The organism is Paenibacillus sp. NRS-1760 (genome assembly GCF_050467785.1).
In the GTDB taxonomy this organism is placed as follows: Bacteria; Bacillota; Bacilli; order Paenibacillales; family Paenibacillaceae; genus Pristimantibacillus.
In genome coordinates this window covers 81,055-102,488 of sequence record NZ_JBITPK010000021.1, presented here as the reverse complement: position 1 = coordinate 102,488, position 21,434 = coordinate 81,055, and the positions used below count along the sequence as shown (strand labels likewise).

The following is a 21,434-nucleotide window of genomic DNA, read 5'->3' as shown; positions in this document are numbered from 1 at the left end:
ATAGCAAGCAGAAAGCAGAGGGATATCCATTATGTTTGAACGGCTGTTGCCGCATATGCGCGTCAATACAGTATATGAAATTAACTTAGATGAGCTGCATGCAAGAGGCGTTCGCGGCATCATTACGGATTTGGATAATACGCTTGTCGGTGCCAAGGAGGCGTTAGCTACGCCTGAGCTTGTGCAGTGGCTTGATTACGTACGTTCTCGGGGCTTTCAGGTTGTTATCGTATCCAATAACAACGAGACACGCGTCGGGAAGTTTGCTGCGCCGCTGAATATTCCATATATTCATGCTGCTCGCAAGCCAGCTGGCAAATCGTTCAAGAGAGCGCTTAGTGTACTCCGCCTTGCACCTGAGGAAACCGTCGTAATCGGAGATCAGATGCTGACGGATGTGCTTGGGGGTAACCGTATGGGGTTATACACCATCCTTGTCACGCCAATCGCTCCTGCTGATGAAGGTATAATGACACGAGTGAATCGTCGTATTGAACGAATAGCGTTAGTGCGTTTAAGGAAAAAAGGGTTATGGTATGAGGGGGAAACAAAGTGATGGAACAACAACTTAGTCAGGCATATGGATCATGTGCGGGCTGTGGAGTGGCGCTTCAGATTAAAAGTTCTGATTTGCCAGGTTATTTGCCGGAAGCGGCTGTCGGTCGCGAACCGGTTATTTGCCAGCGATGCTTCCGAATTCGCAATTATAATGAAGCTTCATCCGTAGCGGTTGATCAGGATGACTTCTTAAAGCTGCTTGGCAGCATCGGAAATACGGATAGCCTCGTTGTGCATATTGTCGATCTGTACGATTTTGAAGGAAGTTTGATTTCGGGCTTGCAGCGTTTTGTCGGAAACAATCCAGTGCTGCTTGTCGTGAACAAAATCGATTTGCTGCCAAAAGCGATGAATGTCAATCGACTTCGGAATTGGGTTCAGAAGCAAGCAAAGGAAGAGGGACTGCGCACAGTCGATGTGGTCCTATGCAGCGCGAAGCGGAATATGGGCTTCGAGCGGGTTATTGAAGCGCTTGAGCAGTACCGGAATGGCCGAGATGTCTATGTGGTTGGCGCGACGAATGTCGGCAAGTCGACCTTGATTAATCGTCTAATTAGAGATTACAGCGATATGGAACGTGAGCTGACTACTTCTCGTTATCCGGGAACAACGCTTGATGCCGTTCATATTCCGCTTGAGGATGGGAAAGCGATTATAGATACCCCAGGTATCGTCTATACGACACGTATGACAGAGGTTGTACCGCGGAGCTTCCTAGGCTCACTATTGCCGGACAAGCCAATTAAACCGCTCGTCTATCAATTGAACTCGGGTCAATCGCTGTTTATTGGCAGCCTTGTTCGATTCGATTTTGTTGAGGGTGATCGCCAATCCTTTACGTTCTATGTTTCAAATGCGCTCAACATGCATCGTACGAAGCTGGAGCGGGCGGATGAGTTGTATGCAGATCACCGTGGGCAATTGCTCGGAGGACCATCGCTTGAAGAACTAGAAACGATACCGGCTTGGACAAGGCATTCACTGCGCGTTAAGCGCGGCTTGAATAAGGACGTATTTATATCTGGTCTTGGCTGGATACAAGTGAACGGTACTGGTGGAGCTGTGATTGACATTTATGCGCCGAAGGGCGTTAAGGTCATGCTTCGCGACTCGATGATCTAAACACATGTCACTTGGAAGGGGAATTCACTGTGACGAATATGGGCGCAGGAAACCAGATTGACAGCAATACGCTTTTGTTCGGCGTCATCGGTGATCCGATAAGGCATTCGAAATCACCTATTATGATGAACCGTGCCTTTCGGGAAACGGGAATTAACGGTGTATACACTGCTTTTCATGTTACGAGTGATCGTATCGGAGATTTTGCCGCTGGTGTTCGTGCAATGGGCATTCGCGGTGTCAATGTTACGATCCCCCATAAGCTGGACATTATGTCCGTGCTTGATGAGATCGATGCAAGCGCGCAGGCGATTGGCGCGGTTAACACGATTGTCAACGACGCTGGCCGTCTAATCGGATATAACACCGATGGCATTGGTTATGTGCGTTCGTTGAAGGAAGAAGCGGAGCGTGAGCTTGCCGGCAAACGAATCGTCGTTATCGGCGCGGGCGGCGCAGCCCGCGGCATCATTTATGCTCTAGCAAACGAGAATCCTGCGCGAATTACGGTGGCCAACCGTTCCGTAGACCGGGCAAAAGAGCTTGCAGATTCATTGCAAAATAAAGTAGATATTGAAGCGATTTCGAATGATGAGCTGCAAACCGCATGCGAGCAAGCCGATATCGTGATTAACACGACATCAGTAGGCATGTTCCCTCATACGGAGGAGACGCCAATTGATGCAAGCTGGCTGAAGCTGGGCGCGGTTGCAAGTGATTTAATATACAATCCTTTAAAAACGAAATTTTTGCAGCAAGCAGAGCTGCGCGGCTGCCGCGTTCATGGCGGGCTTGGCATGTTTATTTATCAGGGCGCATATGCCTTTGAATATTGGACAGGCCAGCCAGCACCCGTCACAGCGATGCGCGAAACGGTACTTGCTTCATTGCAAGGCTAAACTTATTTATTGAATCAATCAATCAAACAGACGAATTATTGAGATGAAAGAAGGAACACTATTATGCTTACAGGCAAACAAAAACGATATTTAAGAGCGCTTGCTCATCATTTGACACCGATTTTCCAAGTCGGAAAGGGCGGCACTAACGATCACCTCGTTCGTCATATCGAGGAGGCGATTGAGTCGCGCGAGCTTATCAAAGTATCTGTTCTTAACAATTGTCTGGACGATCCTAAGGAAATCGGCGTTGAAGTTGCTAAATCAGCAGGCGCAGAGCTTGTACAAGTGATCGGCAAAACGATCGTTCTATACAAAGAATCCAAGGACAACAAACAAATCGAGCTTCCTACAGCTGCTCGCAAATAATATAGACCGAGACTTGCGCGGCGAATGCAGCTTTTTGTCATAAAGGGCATACTAGAAGACACGATAGCTGTTAACGCTTCGACTTTGCTTGATAGGGAGGCGTTCAACAAGTGAGTAAGATAGGAATTATGGGCGGCACCTTCGATCCCATCCATATCGGTCATTTGATTGCTGCAGAATCCGCACGAGAGCAGAGCGGCTTGGACGAGGTGTGGTTTATTCCTTCATACGGTCCACCGCTCAAGGCGAATGAGCCAGGTGTTAGCGGAGAGCGGCGCTACGAAATGGTATGCGATGCTATCGAGAGCAACAAGGCCTTTCGAGCGCTTGATATTGAATTGCAGCGTGGCGGTGTGAGCTATTCCTACGATACGATCGTAGAGCTGCAGGGACGTTATCCGAACCATTCTTTTTCCTATATTATCGGTTCAGATCGCATCAATGACCTGCCGAAGTGGCATGAAATCGAGCAGCTAGCTGCTCGAATATCATTTATTGGATTAGAGCGTCCAGGCAATCCGGTCGATATTTCCGCACTGCCGTTTTTTTTGCAGGAGCGGGTCAGCTTGGTTCAAATGCCTGCCATTGCAATTTCTTCAACAGCGATTAGGAGCAAGGTAAAAGCTGGGCAGTCTGTTCAATACTTAGTGCCTGATTCGGTGAATAGCTACATGAGGAGGTACAACCTGTATGAATCGTGAGCAAATGATCGAAAAAGTAAGAGCGGAAATGCCTGAGCGAAGATGGCTGCATACACAGGGAGTTATGGAAACCGCGGTCATATTAGCTAATAGGTTTGGCGAAGATGCTGTACGAGCTGAGCTTGCTGCCATTTTGCATGATGTTTCTAAGTACTGGAATGTCGATCGTATGCAGAAGGTCATTCGCGATCAAGCATTGCCAGCAGAGCTTTTGCTTTATGATAAAGAATTATGGCATGCTCCTGTTGGGGCATGGGTAGCCGAACATGAATTTGGTGTGGCGGACACCGAAGTGCTTGACGCTATTCGCTACCATACATCAGGTCGCCGCGGCATGTCGCAACTTGAGAAAATTGTTTGCCTTGCCGATTATATGGAACCAGGGCGAGAGTTTCCAGGAGTAGACAAAATTCGCGAGCTTAGCGAGCATTCATTGGATCAAGCATTGCTTGCTGGCTTTAACTCTACAATTTCCTTCTTATTAGAAAAAGGAAAACGAATATTTCCGCTAACAATAGAAGCAAGAAATAGTTTATTAGAATAATATTTAACAGGAGGCTGAGCTATGGCGTTACATTCGGATCAATTGCTTCAAATCACAGTCGCAGCAGCAGAAGACAAAAAAGCGGTGCGCGTTGTTGCTTTGAACTTAAAAGAAATTTCCTTGGTGGCGGATTACTTCGTCATTTGCAGCGGTAACTCGGATACTCAAGTACAAGCTATCGCAACAGAAATTCGTAAACAAGCTGAGAAAAATGGCAATCGCGTGCGCGGAATCGAAGGTATGGATTCGGCAAGATGGGTGCTGATTGACCTCGGCGACGTTATCGTTCACGTATTCCATCGCGATGAGCGTGAATATTACAACATTGAGCGGCTATGGTCCGATGCGAAGGTTGTGGAGTTTGCATGAGTTTTGTAGCCGGAACAACTTTGACTTTAAGGGTGGCACGCGAGGTGTCGCCCTACGGCTATTTTTTGAGCGATGAAGAATCGGATGTGCTCATGCATTATACCGAGCTTGTAGGCTCTAAGCCAAAAATCGGCGATGCAGTGGAAGTATTCATTTTTTACGATTCCGAGGATCGATTGGCTGCTACGATGAAGAAGCCGCTTCTCCAACTAGGTGAGCTTGCTCGCCTGAAAGTAGCGGACGTTCATCCAAGGCTTGGCTGCTTCCTAGAAATGGGGCTTGGCAGACAACTGCTGCTTCCGCTTTCGGAGCTGCCGGAGAGCATTGAATACAGGCCTCTTCCTGGCGATGAAGTATTTGTTGTGATGAAGCATGACAAAATAGGAAGACTCGTAGCGAAAATCGCTTTTGAAGAGGAACTCTCGGAGCTTGTCTTCCATGCACCTGAGAGCTGGAATAATCAATGGGTTGAAGGCTGGGTAACAAAAACGCTGCAGCTCGGCTCGTTCGTCATGATTGATGGCGGCGTTGTAGGGTTTGGCGTTTATGGGCTTATTCCAAGCGCAGAACGAATCCGTCCGCTTAGACTTGGTGAGCGTGTAAGCGCTCGTGTAACCTTCATTCGTGAAGATGGCAGAGCTAACCTCTCCATGGCGCAGCGTAAGGAAGTAGGACGTTTGGAGGATGCTGATCGACTGCTTGCCTTCATTAAAGAACGACCAGGCGGCGGAATGCCTTACTCTGATCAGACAGATGCCGACATTATTAAACAAAAATTCGGGATTAGCAAGGGCGCCTTCAAACGCGCTTTAGGCAAGCTGATGAGAGAAAGGCTTGTCACTCAGAAAGGCAGCTGGACATATTTGGCTGAACCGTCTGATGCGACGACGGAGCAAGCAGGAGAGCAAGCGAACGCTTCAGGCTCCTCAGCTGAAGGAGCTGACGGGCAATGACACGCTCTTATGGACAGTTCGCTACTGTCTATGATCAGCTGATGGAGGATATGCCCTATGCAGAATGGCTGGGCTTCGCAAGGGCCGGCTGGTCGCGCTATGGCATGCCTGCTACTGTGGTAGATCTTGGTTGCGGTACAGGGAGCATTTCGATTCCGTTAGCACGATCGGGTTTCCATGTGTATGGAATCGATTTGTCATCAGACATGCTTACCGTCGCACGCAGCAAGTGGGATGAGACGCCTCAGGCTGTTACGAGACCGCGCTCCGGTTCGATTCGGTGGCTGCAACAGGACATGCGTGAATGGGAGCTGCAAGAGCCCGTTGATGCGGTCATTTCGTTTTGTGATTGCTTGAACTACTTGACGGAGGAAGAGGATATTGAGGCGGCTTTCCGCGCTACCTATGCTGGCCTTCGCAGCGGCGGTTCCTTTTTATTCGATATGCATCCGCCAAAGCAGCTCATTCGTTATGCGGAAGAACAGCCCTTTGTGCTTGATGAGCGTGATGTAGCCTATATATGGACATGCGACTTTGAAGAGGAGCGCTGCGAGATTGAGCATAACCTAACGATATTCTCGCGTGACCGCGATTCAAAGTTTTATCGATTTGAAGAATCACATGTGCAGCGCGCTTACGATCCAGACTGGATCGAGTCAGCTCTGTACCGTGCGGGCTTTAAAACGGTTGACCGTTACGCAGATTTTGAGCTGAAGCCAGCTGACAGCGAGTCAGAGCGTTTGTTCTTCGCAGCAATCAAATAATATGATCCACTAGAGATGGGTGTCTCATAGAGTCTAACTAGACTTTATGGGAAACCCTTTTTTGATTTGTCCGGCTATTCGCATGAAAACGTCGCTTTATAAGAGACGACAATAGGAGACTGTGGTGCGTTAGTACCTATACGTGCTTACAGAGTGGAATCGTCATGAGAGTACGCTCGAAAGTGCGCTGTAAGAACACATATGCGCTTATAGAGGAAAAGCAACCATGGTTTGTGGTGGTTAAGCACACATATGTGCTTAATGAGTGGAATCGTCGTGAGATCACGCTCGAAAGTTCGCTGTAAGAACAAATATGCGCTTATAGGGGAAAAGTAACTCTGGTTTGTGGTCTGTAAGCACAGTTATGTGCTTAATGAGTGGAATTGTGGTGAGAGTACGCTCGAAAGTGCGCTGTAAGAACACATATGCGCTTATAGAGGAAAAGCAACCATGGTTTGTGGTGGTTAAGCACACATATGTGCTTAATGAGTGGAATCGTCATGAGAGTACGCTCGAAAGTTCGCTGTAAGAACAAATATGCGCTTATAGGGGAAAAGTAACTCTGGTTTGTGGTCTGTAAGCACACTTATGTGCTTAATGAGTGGAATCGTCGTGAGAGTATGCTCGAAAGTTCGCTGTAAGAACAAATATGCGCTTATAGGGGAAAAGTAACTCTGGTTTGTGGTCTGTAAGCACACTTATGTGCTTAATGAGTGGAATCGTCGTGAGAGTACGCTCGAAAGTTCGCTGTAAGAACACATATACGCTTATAGGGGAAAAGTAACTCTGGTTTGTGGTGTGGTTAAGCACACATATGTGCTTAATGAGTGGAATCGTCGTGAGAGTACGCTCGAAAGTTCGCTGTAAGAACAAATATGCGCTTATAGAGGAAAAGCAACCCTGGTTTGTGGTCTGTAAGAACACATACGTGCTTACAGAGTGGGATCGTGGTGAGAGTATGCTCGAAAGTTCACTGTAAGAACAAATATGCGCTTATAGAGGAAAAGCAACCCTGGTTTGTGGTGGTTGTGCACACATATGTGCTTAAAGAGTAGGATCGAAGTATGAGTTGGTCTGTATAGATGTCGATTGCAATGTCGAAGTAGAAACATTGCAATCGACATCTATATCTAGTGTGAGTGTCGAAATTTGACGAAAAGTATTCTGATTGTAAAATTTTATCAACAGCGTTTTGGTGAACGAGAAGTGCTATCGATTTCTTGAATTATTCGCTTGTATATATCTAGATCTTGTGACTCGTATATCCGATTATTCCCGAAGCGCATCTTTTAATCGGCTGTTCATGCCTGCGGAAGCAGATGCTTTTCGTATCGATTCAAGCTTCATTTTCTTGATCGTTTCGGCCATCAGATCTTGATCTTTTTCAAGTTTTTCGATGTATTCAAGCAGCTCCGGCACTGTATATCCGGCATCTTTGAACAGTTTTTCTAGCAATGCTCTTGTTTGTTCTGCAGTTGTGTTTACGATTTTCAGGACCCCCAAAATAGCAATAAAATGTCACTATCACATCATATCCTCATCTGTTAAAATAGTCGAGTGCGCCAAAAAAATAGATTAATATTTTCTCCATAATTTTCATTGACTACTCCTATATATTGATGTAGAATCAAAAACATCAACTACATATTGATGTGGATTGGTGCCTTCAACGATTACCAGCGGTATATCTTGAACAAGCGCAGCTGACGGAATTGCTAGTCAGAAGCGCTTTTTAATTGCTTGATTACAGTAAGGGAGCGAACGTGTTATGCTAGTCGTCTATGATTCCAAAACAGGCAACGTCAAGCGTTTCATCAAAAAATTGAATATGCGGGCGGTGCCGATTGATGAGAGGGAAGAAGTTGACGAGCCGTTCGTGCTAGTAACATACACAACAGGGTTCGGCCAAGTTCCAGAGAAGGTAACTTCGTTTCTAGAAAGCAACTCTGGCATGCTCCGCGGCGTTTCTGCGAGCGGCAACCGCAACTGGGGAACCGGGTTCGCTAAAAGCGCGGATACGATCTCACAAATGTACGATGTTCCAGTGATTTTGAAGTTTGAATTGTCAGGTACGAATCAAGATACGCAACATTTTGTCGAAAGGGTGCGAACCATTGAAGCATATTGAATTGAATAACGAATTGATGCAGCGCGGTGCAGACGGATTTTACCAGCTTGATAAAGATAAAGAGGCTGTCGCTGCATTTATGGAAGAAGTGGCTGAGAAGAGCGTGAAGTTCGACTCCCTCAAACATAAGCTAGAATACTTAATCGAAAACGATTATTACGATAATGTATACGAAAAGTATACATATGAGCAGGTTGAAGCTGTATTTACACTAACGGCAAACAGCGGCTTTGAATTCCAATCCTACATGGCAGCATCGAAGTTCTATAAGGACTACGCGATGAAGACCAACAACAAATCGCAATACTTGGAGCAATATTCCGATCGTGTAGCCATCGTTGCCTTGCATTTGGGCGAAGGCGATGCAGCTAGAGCACTTCGAATTGCGGAAGCGATGATTGACCAACGTTTGCAGCCAGCTACCCCTACCTTCCTCAACGCAGGCAAGAGCCGCCGCGGAGAAATGGTTTCCTGCTTCCTGCTTGAAATGGACGACTCTCTTAACTCCATCAACTATGTACTCGGCACATGTATGCAGCTCTCCAAAATCGGTGGTGGCGTAGCCGTCAACCTATCGAAGCTTCGTGGACGCGGTGAGCCTATTAAAGGCGTAGAAGGCGCAGCAAAAGGCATTATGCCGGTGTTGAAGCTTATGGAGGATGCTTTCTCCTACGCAGACCAAATGGGACAACGCAAAGGTTCTGGTGCAGGCTACTACAATATTTTCGGCTGGGATATTATCGAATTCCTTGATTGCAAAAAAATTAACGCAGACGAAAAAGCACGTATTAAAACTCTTTCGATCGGCCTAATTATTCCGAATAAATTTTATGAGCTAGCTGCTCAAAACAAACCGCTATTCGTGTTCGGTCCACATTCCGTTCAGAAGGCATACGGCAAGCATCTCGACGATATGGATATGGACGAGATGTACGAAGAGCTGCTGGCTAATGAGCTGGTAACGAAGAAAAAAGTAATGAACGCACGCGACATGTTGACAAAAATCGCTTCGATTCAACTAGAATCTGGCTACCCATATATTATGAACAAATCGAATGCTAACAGCGTTCACGCTTTGAAGGATATCGGCTCTATTAAAATGTCCAACCTGTGCACAGAAATATTCCAGCTTCAGGAGACATCGGAAATTAAGGATTACGGCTACGAGGATGTCATTAACCGTGATATTAGCTGCAACCTTGCTTCCCTTAATATTGTTAACGTAATGGAGCACAAAAAGGTGAAGGAATCGGTACATGTTGGTATCGAAGCTTTGACGACGGTTAGTGATTTGTCTAATATCGACAATGCACCAGGCGTTCGCAAAGCAAATGAGGAGCTTCACTCCGTAGGACTTGGCGCAATGAATCTGAATGGATACCTTGCCAAAAACAAAATCGCTTACGAAAGTGAAGAAGCGAAAGATTTTGCCGGCGTATTCTTTATGATGATGAACTACTACTCCATTGAGCAAAGCATGGAAATCGCCAAAGAGCGCGGGATTACTTTCAAAGACTTCGACCGTTCGGAGTATGCGAAGGGCACATACTTCACTCGTTATGTGGAAAATGATTACCGTCCAAAAACAGACCGCGTGAAGGAATTGTTCGACGGTATGGAAATTCCTTCACCTGAGGACTGGGCTGCACTTAAAGTAAAAGTTCAAGAACACGGTTTGTACCATGCTTATCGTCTGGCGATTGCGCCTACACAAAGCATTTCGTATATCCAAAATGCGACTTCAAGCGTAATGCCCATTGTTGAGCATATCGAGACACGTACGTATGCAAACTCAACTACTTATTATCCAATGCCTTATTTGGCGCAGGAAAATTACTTCTACTACAAATCGGCTTACAACATTGATCAGTTCAAGCTGATTGATCTTATTGCAGAGATCGGACAGCATATTGACCAAGGTATTTCGACTGTACTGCATGTTAACAGCAATGTGACGACTCGTGAGCTGGCGCGCTTCTATGTTTATGCTGCTCAAAAAGGTCTTAAATCGCTTTATTACACAAGAACGAAGCGGCTTTCCGTTGAGGAATGCACGAGCTGCGCAGTTTAAAATATAAGAAAGTATATGATTTTCATATACTTTCTTATATTTCTCCGCGAAACGAAAGCTATGCCTCTAAAAGACGGCATAGCTTTACGCTTGAGTACTATTTAAATGACGCTTACGTAGCAAAGAAGGAGCTCACCAAATGAAAGCAGTAAACTGGAACCGCCCAGATGACGATTTCACGTTAACATTCTGGCAGCAAAATGTAATGCAATTTTGGACGGATGAAGAAATTCCGTTATCAGATGATAAAATGGACTGGATGGAAATGACGGACGCGGAGCGCACGCTGTACAAAAACGTGCTCGGCGGTCTGACTTTGCTTGATACGATTCAAGGCGGCGTCGGCATGCCGAAGATTTTGGAGCATGTTGATGGCTTGCAGCGCAAAGCAGTATTGTCATTTATGTCGATGATGGAGCAAATCCATGCCAAATCGTACAGCAGCATCTTCACTACACTTGCTTCTGGCGAAGAGATCGACGAAATTTTCCTGTGGGTTGAGCAGAACGAACAGCTTCAGAAGAAAGCAAACTTGATTTCTTCTTGGTATTCGAACATCACTGGCCCGAAAGAGCTTTACAAAGCGATGGCTGCTTCGGTATTCCTGGAGAGCTACTTGTTCTATAGCGGATTCTTCTATCCGCTTTACTTGGCTGGACAAGGTAAAATGACGAGCAGCGGCGAAATTATCGATTTGATTTTGCGTGATGAGAGCATCCATGGCTTGTACGTTGGCGTTCTAGCACAAGAGCTGTTCCAAACGTTTAGCCCTGAGGAGCAAGCACAGCTGGAAATCGAAATTTATGCATTGCTTAACGAGCTGTACGAGAATGAGATTGTGTATACAGAGCATCTTTATGCGCCGCTTGGCCTTGCTGAGGAAGTAAATGTATACGTGCGCTACAATGCGAACAAAGCGCTTATGAATCTTGGTATGGAGCCGCATTTCCCTGAGGAAGCGGTAAACCCAATCGTGTTCAATGGTATCAGTACGCATACGAAGCAGCATGATTTCTTCTCCAAAAAAGGTAATGGCTACGTACGTACGATTCACGTTGAGCCGCTTAATGATGACGATTTTGTTTTCAACTTCTAATAAAACTTAATTTAAATGCAACATACGAGTCGCTCTTTATTCAGCCTTCTAGGCAGAAAAAGAGCGATTTTTGATTTTTTATTGAGGAAACAATTGACACAATATTCTTTCGATGTTAGTATTTCCCTCTCAAAACTTGCGCGGAGGTAAAAAATAGTGATTACAGTTCATGGGGTAAGTAAATCGTATCAGGTTGCTAAACGCTCTTCAGGTGTTAAGCAAGCAGTAAAGGCATTATTCAAAAGGGAATACAAAGTTGTGGAAGCGCTTAACGATATTTCTTTCACGATTGAGCCGGGTGAGATTGTAGGGTACATCGGACCTAACGGGGCAGGCAAGTCAACGACCATTAAAGTGATGAGCGGCATTCTTGTGCCAGACAGCGGTACATGTACGGTCATGGGTTATACGCCGTGGAAGGATCGGGTCGCGTATGTGAAGCATATCGGTGTTGTTTTCGGTCAGCGGTCTCAGCTGTGGTGGGACGTGCCAGTCATCGATTCCTTTGATCTGCTGCGGGATATTTATAAGGTGCCAGAGCAGGAGTATCAAAGCACATTAGCATTGCTTACAGAAACGCTTGAGCTGCAGGAAATTATTCAGATACCAGTAAGACAGCTTAGTCTTGGACAAAGGATGCGCTGCGAAATTGCGGCTTCCCTGCTGCACAGCCCAAGTGTACTATTTCTGGATGAGCCCACAATTGGCCTCGATGCCGTATCCAAAATCGCTGTGCGCCGCTTCATTAAGACGATAAATGAAGAGAAGGGCGTTACGATCATTTTGACCACTCATGACATGAATGATATTGAAGCGCTGGCGAACCGGATTATTCTTATTGGCAAAGGAAAGCTGCTTTATGATGGCAGCCTAAGTGCGATACGCAGCCAGTTCGGAACACAAAAAACGATTACAGTCGTATACAGCCACCGCGCTGAGCCGCTTGAGATTGCTGGTGCCGTCGTTGAAGAATGGTCGCCTGAGCGTGCTGTGCTAAGCGTCGATACAGCTCAGGTTGTCATAAGTGAAGTGCTCATCCGTCTGTCTGAGCAGGTGGAGCTTCTCGATGTCACGATTGATACCTTGCCTATTGAAGATATGATCGTTCAGCTGTATAAGGAGCATCAAATATAATGAAAGCGTATATTTCGGTATTTAAGCTGCGTCTCACATACGGATTGCAATACCGTACCGCAGCGCTGGCGGGAGTTGCGACTCAATTTTTTTGGGGTTTCATTATCATTATGGTGTTTGAGGCGTTTTATAGCGGGACAACGACTCCGCCTCCGATTTCATTGAAGCAGCTTATCACATATGTATGGCTGCAGCAGGCTTTTCTTTCGTTTGTTATGTTGTGGTTCCGTGACAATGAGCTATTCGGACTTATAACGACAGGCAATATTGCTTATGAGCTTTGCAGACCTAGCGGCATATACGGATTATGGTATGCCAAGCTTATTGCACAGCGGCTCTCGAGTGCCATTCTAAAAAGTATCCCTGTTTTGATAGTAGCTTTTTTTCTGCCTGAGCCTTACCGGATGCCGCTGCCAGAAGATCCAGCAGCCTTTGTTTTGTTTATCGTTGCATTATTGCTTGGGCTGCTTATGATTGTTGCCCTTTCTATGTTGATGTACATATCCGTGTTCGTTACGCTTTCACCGGCTGGCTCGCTGCTCATGTTTGGTGTAATCGGCGAATTTCTGGCAGGCATGGTTATACCCGTGCCTCTTATGCCCTCATGGCTGCAAAATATTGTATATGTGCTGCCGTTTCGATGGACAGCGGATTTCCCATTTCGGGTTTACTCGGGACATATTGCTAAGGAAGAAGCGCTCATCGGCATCGGTGTTCAACTGGTTTGGTTTGTTGTACTAGTGGGCTTAGGCAGGCTGGCAATGGCAAAAGCATTACGTAGAGTTGTGGTGAATGGAGGGTAACCCATATGAGATTGTTCGGTAAATATATTTTGATCATGTTTAAGTCGCAAACGCAGTACCTTACCTCATTTTGGCTGCTCTCCTTAGGTCAATTTTTTGTGCCATTTTCTGTTTTTGCAGGATTGTATTTTATGTTTGAGCGATTTGGCCAAATTGAGGGTTGGAATTTTCAAGAAGTAGCGTTATGCTTTTCTATTATTCATATGTCATTTGCGATTAGTGAATGTTTTGCACGCGGTTTCGATTCGTTCTCTACGTTGGTCGTTAATGGAGATTTTGACCGTCTGCTGGTTCGGCCGCGCAGTACCGTGCTTCAGGTGCTCGGCTCGAAATTCGAATTTTCACGTGTGGGACGGCTGCTGCAAAGCGTAATCATCTTGACGTGGGCTTTAAGTGAGCTTACGATCGAGTGGACATTGCTTAAAACAATAACTCTTATTTTTATGATTTTGAGCGGTGTCTTTGTTTTCTCTGGTATCTTTATACTGGCTGCAACGATGTGTTTTTGGACGGTTCAAGGTCTTGAGATTGCAAATATATTTACGGACGGAGGGCGAGAGATGGCCCAGTATCCGTTAAGCATTTATAAGAAATGGGTGACTCGTTTTTTTACGTTCGTCATCCCTTTCGGAAGTGTCAATTATTTGCCTTTGCTCTACTTGTTAGACAGAACCTCTGGGAATGAACTGCTCTATATGATTTCTCCAATAGCTGGCATCCTCTTTATTTTGCCTTGTCTGCTTGTATGGAACATCGGTGTTCGTCATTATCGCTCGACAGGCTCTTAATATGAACAGCACTTTATGATAACAGCAAAGGAGCGTAATGTTATGAAATCAATAGCGGTACGGGAATTAGCAGCGCAATTATCATTAGAAATATTAGCAGGAGCCGATAAGCTCGATCGACAGATTGTTAAAGCAAGAGCTTATCGACCAGGACTTGAATTTGTTGGATATTACGATTTTTTCCCACAGGAGCATGTTCAAATTTTGGGCAGGAAGGAAATTACATACCTGCACTCCTTAAGTGAAGAAGAACGAAATCATCATATTGGCAATATTGTTAAATATCATCCGCCTTGCTTTGTAGTCACTGCGGGTCAGGAAGGTCTAAAATATTTGACCAAATATTGCGATCAAGAAGGCATTCCTTTGCTGCGAACGAAGCTTCCAACGGTGCAATTGCTTGGCATGCTGGATGCTTATTTGCTCAAAACGCTTGCTCCGGAAATATCGATTCATGGGATTTGCTTAAATGTGCTTGGCATTGGCGTGCTGCTGCGCGGCAAGTCAGGCATTGGCAAAAGCGAAACAGCCCATACGCTCATCAAACGGGGCTCTAGGTTAGTTGCTGATGATATCGTTGTACTAAAAAAGCTTAGCTCCCAAACGCTGCTTGGCACGCATAATGAGAAAACAAAGGAGTTTTTAGCTTTGCGCAGCATTGGTCTTATTAATGTTGTTAGATTATATGGCAGACAGGCGTTTCAAGACGAGACGAGAATTGTACTCGATATTGAATTAACGAAGTGGCGTGATAATGAACTCAATAATGATTTAGAGCTGGAAACCAAATTTACAGATTATATGGGTGTGAAAATTCCTCATATTGAAATTCAAGTGCAGCCGGGCAGAGACGTTGCAGGTTTAATTGAGGCAGCCGCGAATAATTGGTACTTAAAGCAGCAAGGCTATAGTGCGGTAGAAGAATTTATGAAACGACTGGAGCAAGGCTAGCGGCTATGTCAATAATCCCGATAAAGGATTAACATGTAAACGACTATCCAAATACTTGCAAATCATGTTACACTATGGGCAGAGAAAGCTCATCCTAGCGCACAAGTCCTGACAGATTCGAAGGAGGAAATCGCGTGGAAAACTGCTCAATCGTAACAAAACCTGCGCTTCATTTGGCGGGTATCAGCTACTGCGGTCCATATTCATCCTTTCCGGATGAAGCGATTCGGCTGCAGACCGAGTTTTTGACACGCAAGCACGAGTTGAATGATGCAACAAAATCGACCGTATTGTACAGTCCGTACTTCGGCAATGAAGTGTTTGCTACCTACTGGGCTTGTTATGAAGTCCAGCATCTGGAGGAATTGCCTCCTGGTATGGTACAATTCACGATTCCTGAACATCGTTATGCGATGGTCGCTTGCTCCAATAAAAGAATCGGCGAAGGGTACGAGCAGCTTCATGCTTGGATAAATGAGCTGCGGCTAGAGAAGCAAGAAAATGCCGTATCGCTGGAGTTGTTTTATATTGACGAGCATCATTTGGAGGAAGAGCCGGTAGAGCTGCTTATTCCGCTCAAAGGATAACCTATATGAAGTGCTTGCACGCAAACGAATCGGAGTATGGAATGGATAACATTCAAGCCGGATCATTTTGTGACAGCAAGCACTTTTTTGTTTGTGATTGAAACAGTTTCAGAGAAGAGGATTTCAAATGTCAGCTATGAGAGATGGGAATAAGCGCTTGTATCGGCAGGATGCCAGAAAGCTAGTTATTGCTGGTATTGCGGCTGGTGCTGTGAGTGGAATCGTGTTAGGCTTTACGATGAAGCTGCTTGAGCACCTTACCGGATCAGCGGTATATGTATTGCTTCTTAATGTTGATTTCATAGAATGGCTGCCTTATAAACGAACGGAGACGCTTGAATTTATCCTTCATATGGTTGTTGCACTTCCACTAGGTATTATTTATTTATCCCTGTTGTCGCTTTGGAGAGCTCCGATAGGACTAAGCCTTGGCATGAGTATAGCAGTCGCATGCTGTACGTGGATTCCACTTACACAGCTCTCAGAGCGTACTCCAGCGACTAGCGATGTACAAGCACTGATTTGGTGGTTGCTTGGTCATCTCTTATTTGGCGCTGTACTATCGTTGTTTGGCGTGACATGGATTAAGAAAGGAATGTTGGAAAAATGAATTATCCGTTATATATTGTAGATGCATTTACGAATGAAAAATTCAAAGGCAATCCTGCCGCCGTTTGCATTGTAGACGAGCCTCAGTCTGAACGCTGGATGCAGCAGGTGGCAGCGGAAATGAATCTCTCAGAGACGGCATTTATTGAGCAGGGAGCAGAGCATTATGAGTTAAGATGGTTCACACCGATTGCTGAGATTGATTTATGTGGACATGCTACGCTTGCTACAGCACATATATTATGGGAAACAGGAAGACTGCCACAGCACGAAACGGCACGATTTATGACGAAAAGCGGGTTATTGACCGCTGTGCATAAAGGGGACTGGATGGAGATGAATTTCCCTTCCGAGCCGCCGGAAGCAGCTGTTGCACCTGAGGAGCTCATTCAGGGTCTGGGTCTCATTCCGAGATATGTTGGCCGCAATCGAATGGACTACTTTGTTGAGGTAGACAGTGAGGATACACTGCATACGCTGCGGCCTGACTTTGGGATGCTTGCCCGTCTGAGCGCCCGCGGAATTATCGTTACAAGCCGTTCAACAGATGCTGCGTATGACTTTGTATCTCGGGCTTTTTTTCCTGGTACAGGGATCGATGAAGACCCTGTAACGGGCTCGGCCCACTGCGCGCTCGCGCCATATTGGGCGAAGAGGCTCCGCAAGCAGGAGTTAACTGGCTATCAGGCATCGGAGCGCGGAGGGATTGTGAAGGTAAGACCGGAAGGCGAGCGAGTGTATTTGCAAGGACAAGCAGTGACCATTCTCAGAGGACAATTGGAGGGTTAATAATATGTTAATGTTGAAGCTGCCAAAAGAGCAGAAGGAGCAGTTGATTGCTAGCATTCAGCAGTATTTTGAGCTGGAGCGTTCGGAGACGCTTGGATCGATTGCGGCGGAGCAGCTGCTTGATTTTATGATACAAGCGGTTGGGCCGCATATTTATAATCATGCGATTAAAGATGCTCGCCAAACGGTGCTTGAGCGGATGCAAACACTGGAAGACGAGCTTTATTCATTAGAGAAGCCAACTGCGGCAAAGCGATAACAATAGGGCTTGGCAGCTGTTAGGTACAGCGAGAAGGCAGGACAGCTATTGAAAATTGTAAGCATATGACGAATATTGAGTACTTACGCTATTCTCAGAAGCAAACAAAAAAAAGGCACTGACCATCAAGGCTTTAAGCCGTATGATCAGTGCCTTTTCATTGTTTATGCTTTTGATTTTTTGGAAGCAGCTGATGATTTGAATGGGGTTACTTTATTTTTGCCTGTCGTTTTGGAATAGTACATCGCTTCGTCAGCCTGCTTAATCATTTCTTGAACAGCCTTGCTTTCTTTGGAGGTGCTGAAGCCGACACTTATTGTAACCATCGTTTCTTGCTCGACTCTGCGCCGAATGGATTCAGCTACAATTTCAGGTTTTACGCGTTCCGTGCTAATGCAGCTTAGCAGCTCTTCTCCGCCATAACGGCCCGCTGATCCGATGCCGCTCGATTCTTCCTTAATAATCTCGGAAACCTGCTTCAGTACGCCATCGGCTTTATGGTGGCCATGGGTATCATTCAATTTCTTAAAGTTGTCGATATCGCAAAAAATAATAGCCATCGGCTTGTTGCTCTGGAGCAGCTGCTCCGCCTTCGAAGAGAAATGGCGCCGATTATACAATCCAGTCAAGCCATCCATAATAGACGATTGATAGGTAAACATCAACCTCTCGATTACCCACTCGAACAAGAGGATAAACAAAAGGGTATAATACACAATCGGCAGCAGCTGGCTAATCGTCAGCAACCAAGTCAATGAGCCATGAAATACATAGGCATTCGACAGCCTAGCAAGCTCGCTTGCAAAAAACACGATTAAGCTCGCGTAATATTTGGAGCTCATGTGGGCGCTTCTCGTATCAAGCATAATCATGAAAATAACGATTAATCCATAGAAATCGAGTGCCGGGTATGTAAAAGCTTGCGCATGAACGACCGTGTCCATCGAATTGGGCATAATCGCAAATTGTATGCCTGCAATAACGAATGTCATCATACTCATAATGATAAAGGGAATGACTTTAAGCTGTGCCGTTCGATGAGTATATAATTTCATGAAAACAAAGTTTATAATAATAAAAGATAGGATTTGAAGTATGGTAAAGGCTAAATGTAGAAATGGTGATAATGACCAGCCTGGATAAGCGAGCACGACGAGCAGGCATTGCTTAATAATAATGATTGGGATGGCTGTAATGAGCAAGCGATAAATTCGTTTGTTGCGGTAGCTTACATAAAGCCGAACCGACATGAAGAGCATTAAGATCAGAATGACGATGACCGCCGATGAAGAGAGCAGTTGTCCATTTGGGCCTGAAAGCCATTGTGTAAGAGTCATGAGTTACCCACCGTTATCTAGTATTAGTTTCAATAGCTTTACAGAAACATATGTTCTAATATATCATGTTTTACGGTGAACGAATAGTTGGAATACATGTTTTACGTTGAAAGGATGGGACACATGAATATTTTACAAGCGTTATTTTTTCCACCGGAGCAGCCGGGCGGAGTTTCTTCCATGATCCCGTATATTCAAGATAGATTCATTAAGTTTGGTTGGCAAATGGAATTGTTCTCTCTGCCTAAGCGAGTAAGAAGCAAAGGGCAGGAAGAAGTGACATTCGAAACCTTTGATCATACGATCTACAGCGGAAATGTAATGGTCGATAAATATATTCAAACTTATAAAGATTACGTATGGTGGACAAAGATGCGGATCAAAAAGCCATACGATATTATACATGCGCATCATCCGATTGCTGGACTTGTCATGAAGCAGCTATTTCCAGATACTCCGCTTGCGATGACAATCCATTCCAGCTATGAACGGGAGCTTATTCTAAACGGCAAGATTAAAGAGGGCGGACCTGAACACCGATTTCTAATGAGTCTTTATGGCGAGCTGGAGGCGAAGGCGGATCAATTGCTGACCGTTTCCGAGTCCTTCCGTACCTATATCGCTCCTCATATCAAGCATCCAGAGAAAATAAAGGTTATTCCAAATGGCTTTGACGAGAAACGATTTAAACCGATATCCCATGAGAATGCGGTAACGCAGCTCATTACGGTGTGCAGGCTCGTCCCTGCCAAAGGACTTGATGTACTGCTGCGCGCATGCGCAGAGCTTAAGCAGAAGGGTCATCCGTTTGTTCTTCATATCATTGGCGATGGACCGATTCGCGAGGAGCTTGAAGCATTAGCAGTTGAGCTTGATTTGTATGATGATATTATCTTTTACGGCTATATGCTGCATCCGGAAGAGTTTATGCCGTTTTTTGATGTATTTGTATTGCCTTCTCGCGCTGAGGCCTTTGGCTCCGTGTTCGCAGAAGCTGCTTTATGCTCGCTTGCACTTGTCGGCACGAATGTAGGAGGCATCGCCGAGCAAATCGAAGATGGCGTTAATGGATTGTTAGTACCGCCTGAAGATGCGACAGCTCTTGCTGATGCGCTGGAGAAGGTCGTAACCGATCCCACTTATCGTTATCATCTGGCAAGGTCTGGTTCAGATAAAGCCAAAAAGGTATATTCACTTCAACGAGTGATTGCACAGCTGAAAAAAGTTTATATTCATATGAAGCCGGAATAACGGCTCATTCTATCGGAATAGGCGGTTATAAAATGTCGGTACCTTTTCGATTTATCCATGCAGCAGATTTGCATTTAGACAGCCCTTTCCGAGGGCTTGCCAAGGCTCCGGATCAGGTGCGAGAGGTGCTGAGCGAATCCACCTTTGCAGCGCTGCGTCAGCTAACGCAGACCGCCATTCGCGAGCAGGTGGATTTTATCGTGCTGGCTGGCGATTTGTTCGATGAAGCAGACCGTTCGCTCAGGGCACAGCTAATGCTCGTACGGGAGTGGCAAAAGCTGCAGGAGCATGGAATATCCGTATATGTGATCCATGGAAATCACGACCCGTTAAATGGCGAGCGAGCAGACTTAGAACTGCCGGCAAACGTGCATATATTTGGAGCGGATCAAATGGAATATCGGCCGGCTTACCGTACTAACGGTGAGCTGGCTGCATTTGTTTACGGCAGGTCATACGGAAAACGCGTCGTCTCGGAAAATATAGCTGCGGCTTATCAAATACAGCAGGAAGCGCCCTTTCATATCGCGCTGCTGCACGGAAATGTTGATGGCGATGGAACGCATGACCCGTATGCGCCATGCTCGCTGGGCGAGCTTATCGGGGGCAAGGGCTTCGATTATTGGGCGCTAGGCCATATCCATAAACGAAGGGTGCTGCATGAATACCCTCATGTCGTATACGCAGGCAACACACAAGGAAGAAATCCGCGTGAAGTAGGAGCAAAGGGCTGTTACTTGGTGGAGGTAACCGCTGCAAGAGCGGTAGAGCTGACCTTTATGCCGCTGGATGAAGTCAGGTGGCACGAGTATGACTGCTCCATCTCTGAGCTGAGTACAGAACAGGAGCTTTTGCAGCAATTGGAAGGTTTAATTGACAGAATATTAGCTGAAGCGGAAGGCCGCTCGGTTATGCTTCGACTTTGTTTGACAGGTCGCGGGCTGCTGCATCAGAAGCTCTCGGAGCCAGCGATTGTTCGAACGCTGCTTGAGCAATTGCAGGAGGGCAGGGCGATATCGTCAGTTGAACCATGGATCTTCGTGCATGGGCTAGAGGTGAACACAGGGGCTGCGATCAACTGGGAGGAGCTGGCGTTGGAAGACAGCTTTACCGGAGAGCTCGTTCGATTTAGCGCAGCATTAACGGAGGATGAGAAGTTATGGCAGGATTTTGCCAAAAATGCTGTGAGCCCGGCAGCAGGGCATGCGAAGCTTGGCAGACTTATGTTTAACCAATGGGACGAGCCTCCCGAGCGCTGGCTAGAGCAAGCGCGCGAGCTGACGCTTGGCTTACTTCATGATCATGAACGTGGCGGATGATGATAGGGCGAGTGCAGCTTGTATCTGCAAAAG

The 21,434-nt window shown here is 45.9% G+C and carries 24 protein-coding genes; 22 read left to right on the top strand and 2 right to left on the bottom strand.

The features are described 5' to 3' along the window. The first annotated feature begins 31 nt into the window (after positions 1-31). The 9 genes from ACIFSR_RS28585 (at position 32) to ACIFSR_RS28545 (ending at position 6,279) form a co-directional block, all read left to right on the top strand. Positions 32-556, top strand: a complete 525-nt coding sequence (locus ACIFSR_RS28585) for a YqeG family HAD IIIA-type phosphatase (RefSeq protein WP_076270071.1) — start codon at positions 32-34, stop codon at positions 554-556. Then, positions 556-1,680 carry a ribosome biogenesis GTPase YqeH gene (gene yqeH / locus ACIFSR_RS28580; protein WP_076270070.1) on the top strand — a complete coding sequence of 375 codons (1,125 nt, stop codon included), beginning with the start codon at positions 556-558 and terminating at the stop codon, positions 1,678-1,680. Before ACIFSR_RS28585 ends, yqeH begins: the two co-directional genes overlap by 1 nt. Positions 1,681-1,718: 38 nt before the next feature. Further along, positions 1,719-2,579, top strand: coding sequence for a shikimate dehydrogenase (gene aroE / locus ACIFSR_RS28575; protein WP_339209577.1), 861 nt, complete (start codon positions 1,719-1,721; stop codon positions 2,577-2,579). A 63-nt stretch (positions 2,580-2,642) separates the two neighbouring features. Next, a complete protein-coding gene (gene yhbY, locus ACIFSR_RS28570) occupies positions 2,643-2,948 on the top strand; it encodes a ribosome assembly RNA-binding protein YhbY (protein ID WP_076270069.1) in 306 nt (101 codons plus the stop codon). A 110-nt stretch (positions 2,949-3,058) separates the two neighbouring features. Next, positions 3,059-3,649: a nicotinate-nucleotide adenylyltransferase gene (gene nadD / locus ACIFSR_RS28565; protein WP_430061741.1), complete on the top strand. Its 591-nt coding sequence runs from the start codon at positions 3,059-3,061 to the stop codon at positions 3,647-3,649. Continuing rightward, a complete protein-coding gene (gene yqeK / locus ACIFSR_RS28560) occupies positions 3,639-4,193 on the top strand; it encodes a bis(5'-nucleosyl)-tetraphosphatase (symmetrical) YqeK (protein ID WP_430061739.1) in 555 nt (184 codons plus the stop codon). Before nadD ends, yqeK begins: the two co-directional genes overlap by 11 nt. A gap of 21 nt (positions 4,194-4,214) precedes the next feature. Beyond that, positions 4,215-4,562 (top strand): ribosome silencing factor, encoded by a 348-nt coding sequence (gene rsfS, locus ACIFSR_RS28555; RefSeq protein ID WP_054027809.1) that lies wholly within the window; start codon positions 4,215-4,217, stop codon positions 4,560-4,562. Beyond that, a complete protein-coding gene (locus ACIFSR_RS28550) occupies positions 4,559-5,515 on the top strand; it encodes a CvfB family protein (protein ID WP_339208547.1) in 957 nt (318 codons plus the stop codon). The genes rsfS and ACIFSR_RS28550 overlap by 4 nt, the downstream gene beginning before the upstream one ends. Then, a complete protein-coding gene (locus ACIFSR_RS28545) occupies positions 5,512-6,279 on the top strand; it encodes a class I SAM-dependent DNA methyltransferase (RefSeq protein ID WP_076270065.1) in 768 nt (255 codons plus the stop codon). Before ACIFSR_RS28550 ends, ACIFSR_RS28545 begins: the two co-directional genes overlap by 4 nt. Positions 6,280-7,548: 1,269 nt before the next feature. On the opposite strand, the gene ACIFSR_RS28540 is transcribed toward ACIFSR_RS28545, so the two are convergent. Beyond that, on the bottom strand, positions 7,549-7,734 hold the full coding sequence (locus tag ACIFSR_RS28540; RefSeq protein ID WP_430061736.1) for a hypothetical protein: 186 nt from the start codon (positions 7,732-7,734) through the stop codon (positions 7,549-7,551). Positions 7,735-8,047: 313 nt separating this feature from the next. Here ACIFSR_RS28540 and nrdI point away from each other — a divergent pair, with 313 nt between their 5' ends. The 11 genes from nrdI (at position 8,048) to ACIFSR_RS28485 (ending at position 17,494) form a co-directional block, all read left to right on the top strand. Beyond that, positions 8,048-8,407, top strand: coding sequence for a class Ib ribonucleoside-diphosphate reductase assembly flavoprotein NrdI (gene nrdI / locus ACIFSR_RS28535; RefSeq protein WP_076270063.1), 360 nt, complete (start codon positions 8,048-8,050; stop codon positions 8,405-8,407). Continuing rightward, the gene (gene nrdE / locus ACIFSR_RS28530) at positions 8,394-10,478 is read left to right on the top strand and encodes a class 1b ribonucleoside-diphosphate reductase subunit alpha (RefSeq protein WP_076270062.1); all 2,085 of its coding nucleotides are present in this window, start codon (positions 8,394-8,396) and stop codon (positions 10,476-10,478) included. The genes nrdI and nrdE overlap by 14 nt, the downstream gene beginning before the upstream one ends. 139 nt (positions 10,479-10,617) lie before the next feature. Next, positions 10,618-11,574 (top strand): class 1b ribonucleoside-diphosphate reductase subunit beta, encoded by a 957-nt coding sequence (nrdF, locus tag ACIFSR_RS28525; protein WP_076270061.1) that lies wholly within the window; start codon positions 10,618-10,620, stop codon positions 11,572-11,574. Between the two features lie 156 nt (positions 11,575-11,730). After that, positions 11,731-12,708: an ABC transporter ATP-binding protein gene (locus ACIFSR_RS28520; protein WP_430061733.1), complete on the top strand. Its 978-nt coding sequence runs from the start codon at positions 11,731-11,733 to the stop codon at positions 12,706-12,708. Next, positions 12,708-13,511, top strand: coding sequence for an ABC transporter permease (locus ACIFSR_RS28515; RefSeq protein ID WP_339208552.1), 804 nt, complete (start codon positions 12,708-12,710; stop codon positions 13,509-13,511). Before ACIFSR_RS28520 ends, ACIFSR_RS28515 begins: the two co-directional genes overlap by 1 nt. Before the next feature lie 5 nt (positions 13,512-13,516). After that, complete coding sequence (locus ACIFSR_RS28510) at positions 13,517-14,299, top strand: ABC transporter permease (protein WP_076270058.1); 783 nt, start codon at positions 13,517-13,519, stop codon at positions 14,297-14,299. 42 nt (positions 14,300-14,341) lie between these two features. Further along, the gene (gene hprK / locus ACIFSR_RS28505) at positions 14,342-15,250 is read left to right on the top strand and encodes an HPr(Ser) kinase/phosphatase (RefSeq protein WP_076270057.1); all 909 of its coding nucleotides are present in this window, start codon (positions 14,342-14,344) and stop codon (positions 15,248-15,250) included. Between the two features lie 134 nt (positions 15,251-15,384). Continuing rightward, positions 15,385-15,837, top strand: coding sequence for a GyrI-like domain-containing protein (locus tag ACIFSR_RS28500; protein ID WP_076270056.1), 453 nt, complete (start codon positions 15,385-15,387; stop codon positions 15,835-15,837). A gap of 127 nt (positions 15,838-15,964) precedes the next feature. Beyond that, the gene (locus ACIFSR_RS28495) at positions 15,965-16,447 is read left to right on the top strand and encodes a hypothetical protein (protein ID WP_430061730.1); all 483 of its coding nucleotides are present in this window, start codon (positions 15,965-15,967) and stop codon (positions 16,445-16,447) included. Next, positions 16,444-17,235, top strand: coding sequence for a PhzF family phenazine biosynthesis protein (locus ACIFSR_RS28490; RefSeq protein WP_430061728.1), 792 nt, complete (start codon positions 16,444-16,446; stop codon positions 17,233-17,235). Before ACIFSR_RS28495 ends, ACIFSR_RS28490 begins: the two co-directional genes overlap by 4 nt. Before the next feature lie 4 nt (positions 17,236-17,239). Continuing rightward, complete coding sequence (locus tag ACIFSR_RS28485) at positions 17,240-17,494, top strand: DUF2164 domain-containing protein (RefSeq protein ID WP_339208559.1); 255 nt, start codon at positions 17,240-17,242, stop codon at positions 17,492-17,494. Between the two features lie 164 nt (positions 17,495-17,658). Here ACIFSR_RS28485 and ACIFSR_RS28480 read toward each other — a convergent pair whose 3' ends face one another. Continuing rightward, the gene (locus ACIFSR_RS28480) at positions 17,659-18,831 is read right to left on the bottom strand and encodes a diguanylate cyclase (protein WP_430061726.1); all 1,173 of its coding nucleotides are present in this window, start codon (positions 18,829-18,831) and stop codon (positions 17,659-17,661) included. Positions 18,832-18,954: 123 nt separating this feature from the next. Here ACIFSR_RS28480 and ACIFSR_RS28475 point away from each other — a divergent pair, with 123 nt between their 5' ends. Continuing rightward, a complete protein-coding gene (locus ACIFSR_RS28475) occupies positions 18,955-20,082 on the top strand; it encodes a glycosyltransferase family 4 protein (protein ID WP_339208561.1) in 1,128 nt (375 codons plus the stop codon). A 32-nt stretch (positions 20,083-20,114) separates the two neighbouring features. Then, positions 20,115-21,401, top strand: a complete 1,287-nt coding sequence (locus ACIFSR_RS28470; protein ID WP_339208562.1) for a metallophosphoesterase family protein — start codon at positions 20,115-20,117, stop codon at positions 21,399-21,401. The last annotated feature ends 33 nt before the right edge of the window (positions 21,402-21,434 follow it).

Coding starts and splice junctions, on each gene's coding strand:
- ACIFSR_RS28585 (WP_076270071.1), top strand. CDS start 32: ATGTTTGAACGGCTGTTGCCGCATATGCGCGTCAATACAGTATATGAA.
- yqeH (WP_076270070.1), top strand. CDS start 556: ATGGAACAACAACTTAGTCAGGCATATGGATCATGTGCGGGCTGTGGA.
- aroE (WP_339209577.1), top strand. CDS start 1,719: ATGGGCGCAGGAAACCAGATTGACAGCAATACGCTTTTGTTCGGCGTC.
- yhbY (WP_076270069.1), top strand. CDS start 2,643: ATGCTTACAGGCAAACAAAAACGATATTTAAGAGCGCTTGCTCATCAT.
- yqeK (WP_430061739.1), top strand. CDS start 3,639: ATGAATCGTGAGCAAATGATCGAAAAAGTAAGAGCGGAAATGCCTGAG.
- rsfS (WP_054027809.1), top strand. CDS start 4,215: ATGGCGTTACATTCGGATCAATTGCTTCAAATCACAGTCGCAGCAGCA.
- ACIFSR_RS28550 (WP_339208547.1), top strand. CDS start 4,559: ATGAGTTTTGTAGCCGGAACAACTTTGACTTTAAGGGTGGCACGCGAG.
- ACIFSR_RS28545 (WP_076270065.1), top strand. CDS start 5,512: ATGACACGCTCTTATGGACAGTTCGCTACTGTCTATGATCAGCTGATG.
- nrdI (WP_076270063.1), top strand. CDS start 8,048: ATGCTAGTCGTCTATGATTCCAAAACAGGCAACGTCAAGCGTTTCATC.
- nrdF (WP_076270061.1), top strand. CDS start 10,618: ATGAAAGCAGTAAACTGGAACCGCCCAGATGACGATTTCACGTTAACA.
- ACIFSR_RS28515 (WP_339208552.1), top strand. CDS start 12,708: ATGAAAGCGTATATTTCGGTATTTAAGCTGCGTCTCACATACGGATTG.
- ACIFSR_RS28510 (WP_076270058.1), top strand. CDS start 13,517: ATGAGATTGTTCGGTAAATATATTTTGATCATGTTTAAGTCGCAAACG.
- hprK (WP_076270057.1), top strand. CDS start 14,342: ATGAAATCAATAGCGGTACGGGAATTAGCAGCGCAATTATCATTAGAA.
- ACIFSR_RS28495 (WP_430061730.1), top strand. CDS start 15,965: ATGTCAGCTATGAGAGATGGGAATAAGCGCTTGTATCGGCAGGATGCC.
- ACIFSR_RS28490 (WP_430061728.1), top strand. CDS start 16,444: ATGAATTATCCGTTATATATTGTAGATGCATTTACGAATGAAAAATTC.
- ACIFSR_RS28485 (WP_339208559.1), top strand. CDS start 17,240: ATGTTAATGTTGAAGCTGCCAAAAGAGCAGAAGGAGCAGTTGATTGCT.
- ACIFSR_RS28480 (WP_430061726.1), bottom strand. CDS start 18,831: ATGACTCTTACACAATGGCTTTCAGGCCCAAATGGACAACTGCTCTCT.
- ACIFSR_RS28475 (WP_339208561.1), top strand. CDS start 18,955: ATGAATATTTTACAAGCGTTATTTTTTCCACCGGAGCAGCCGGGCGGA.
- ACIFSR_RS28470 (WP_339208562.1), top strand. CDS start 20,115: ATGTCGGTACCTTTTCGATTTATCCATGCAGCAGATTTGCATTTAGAC.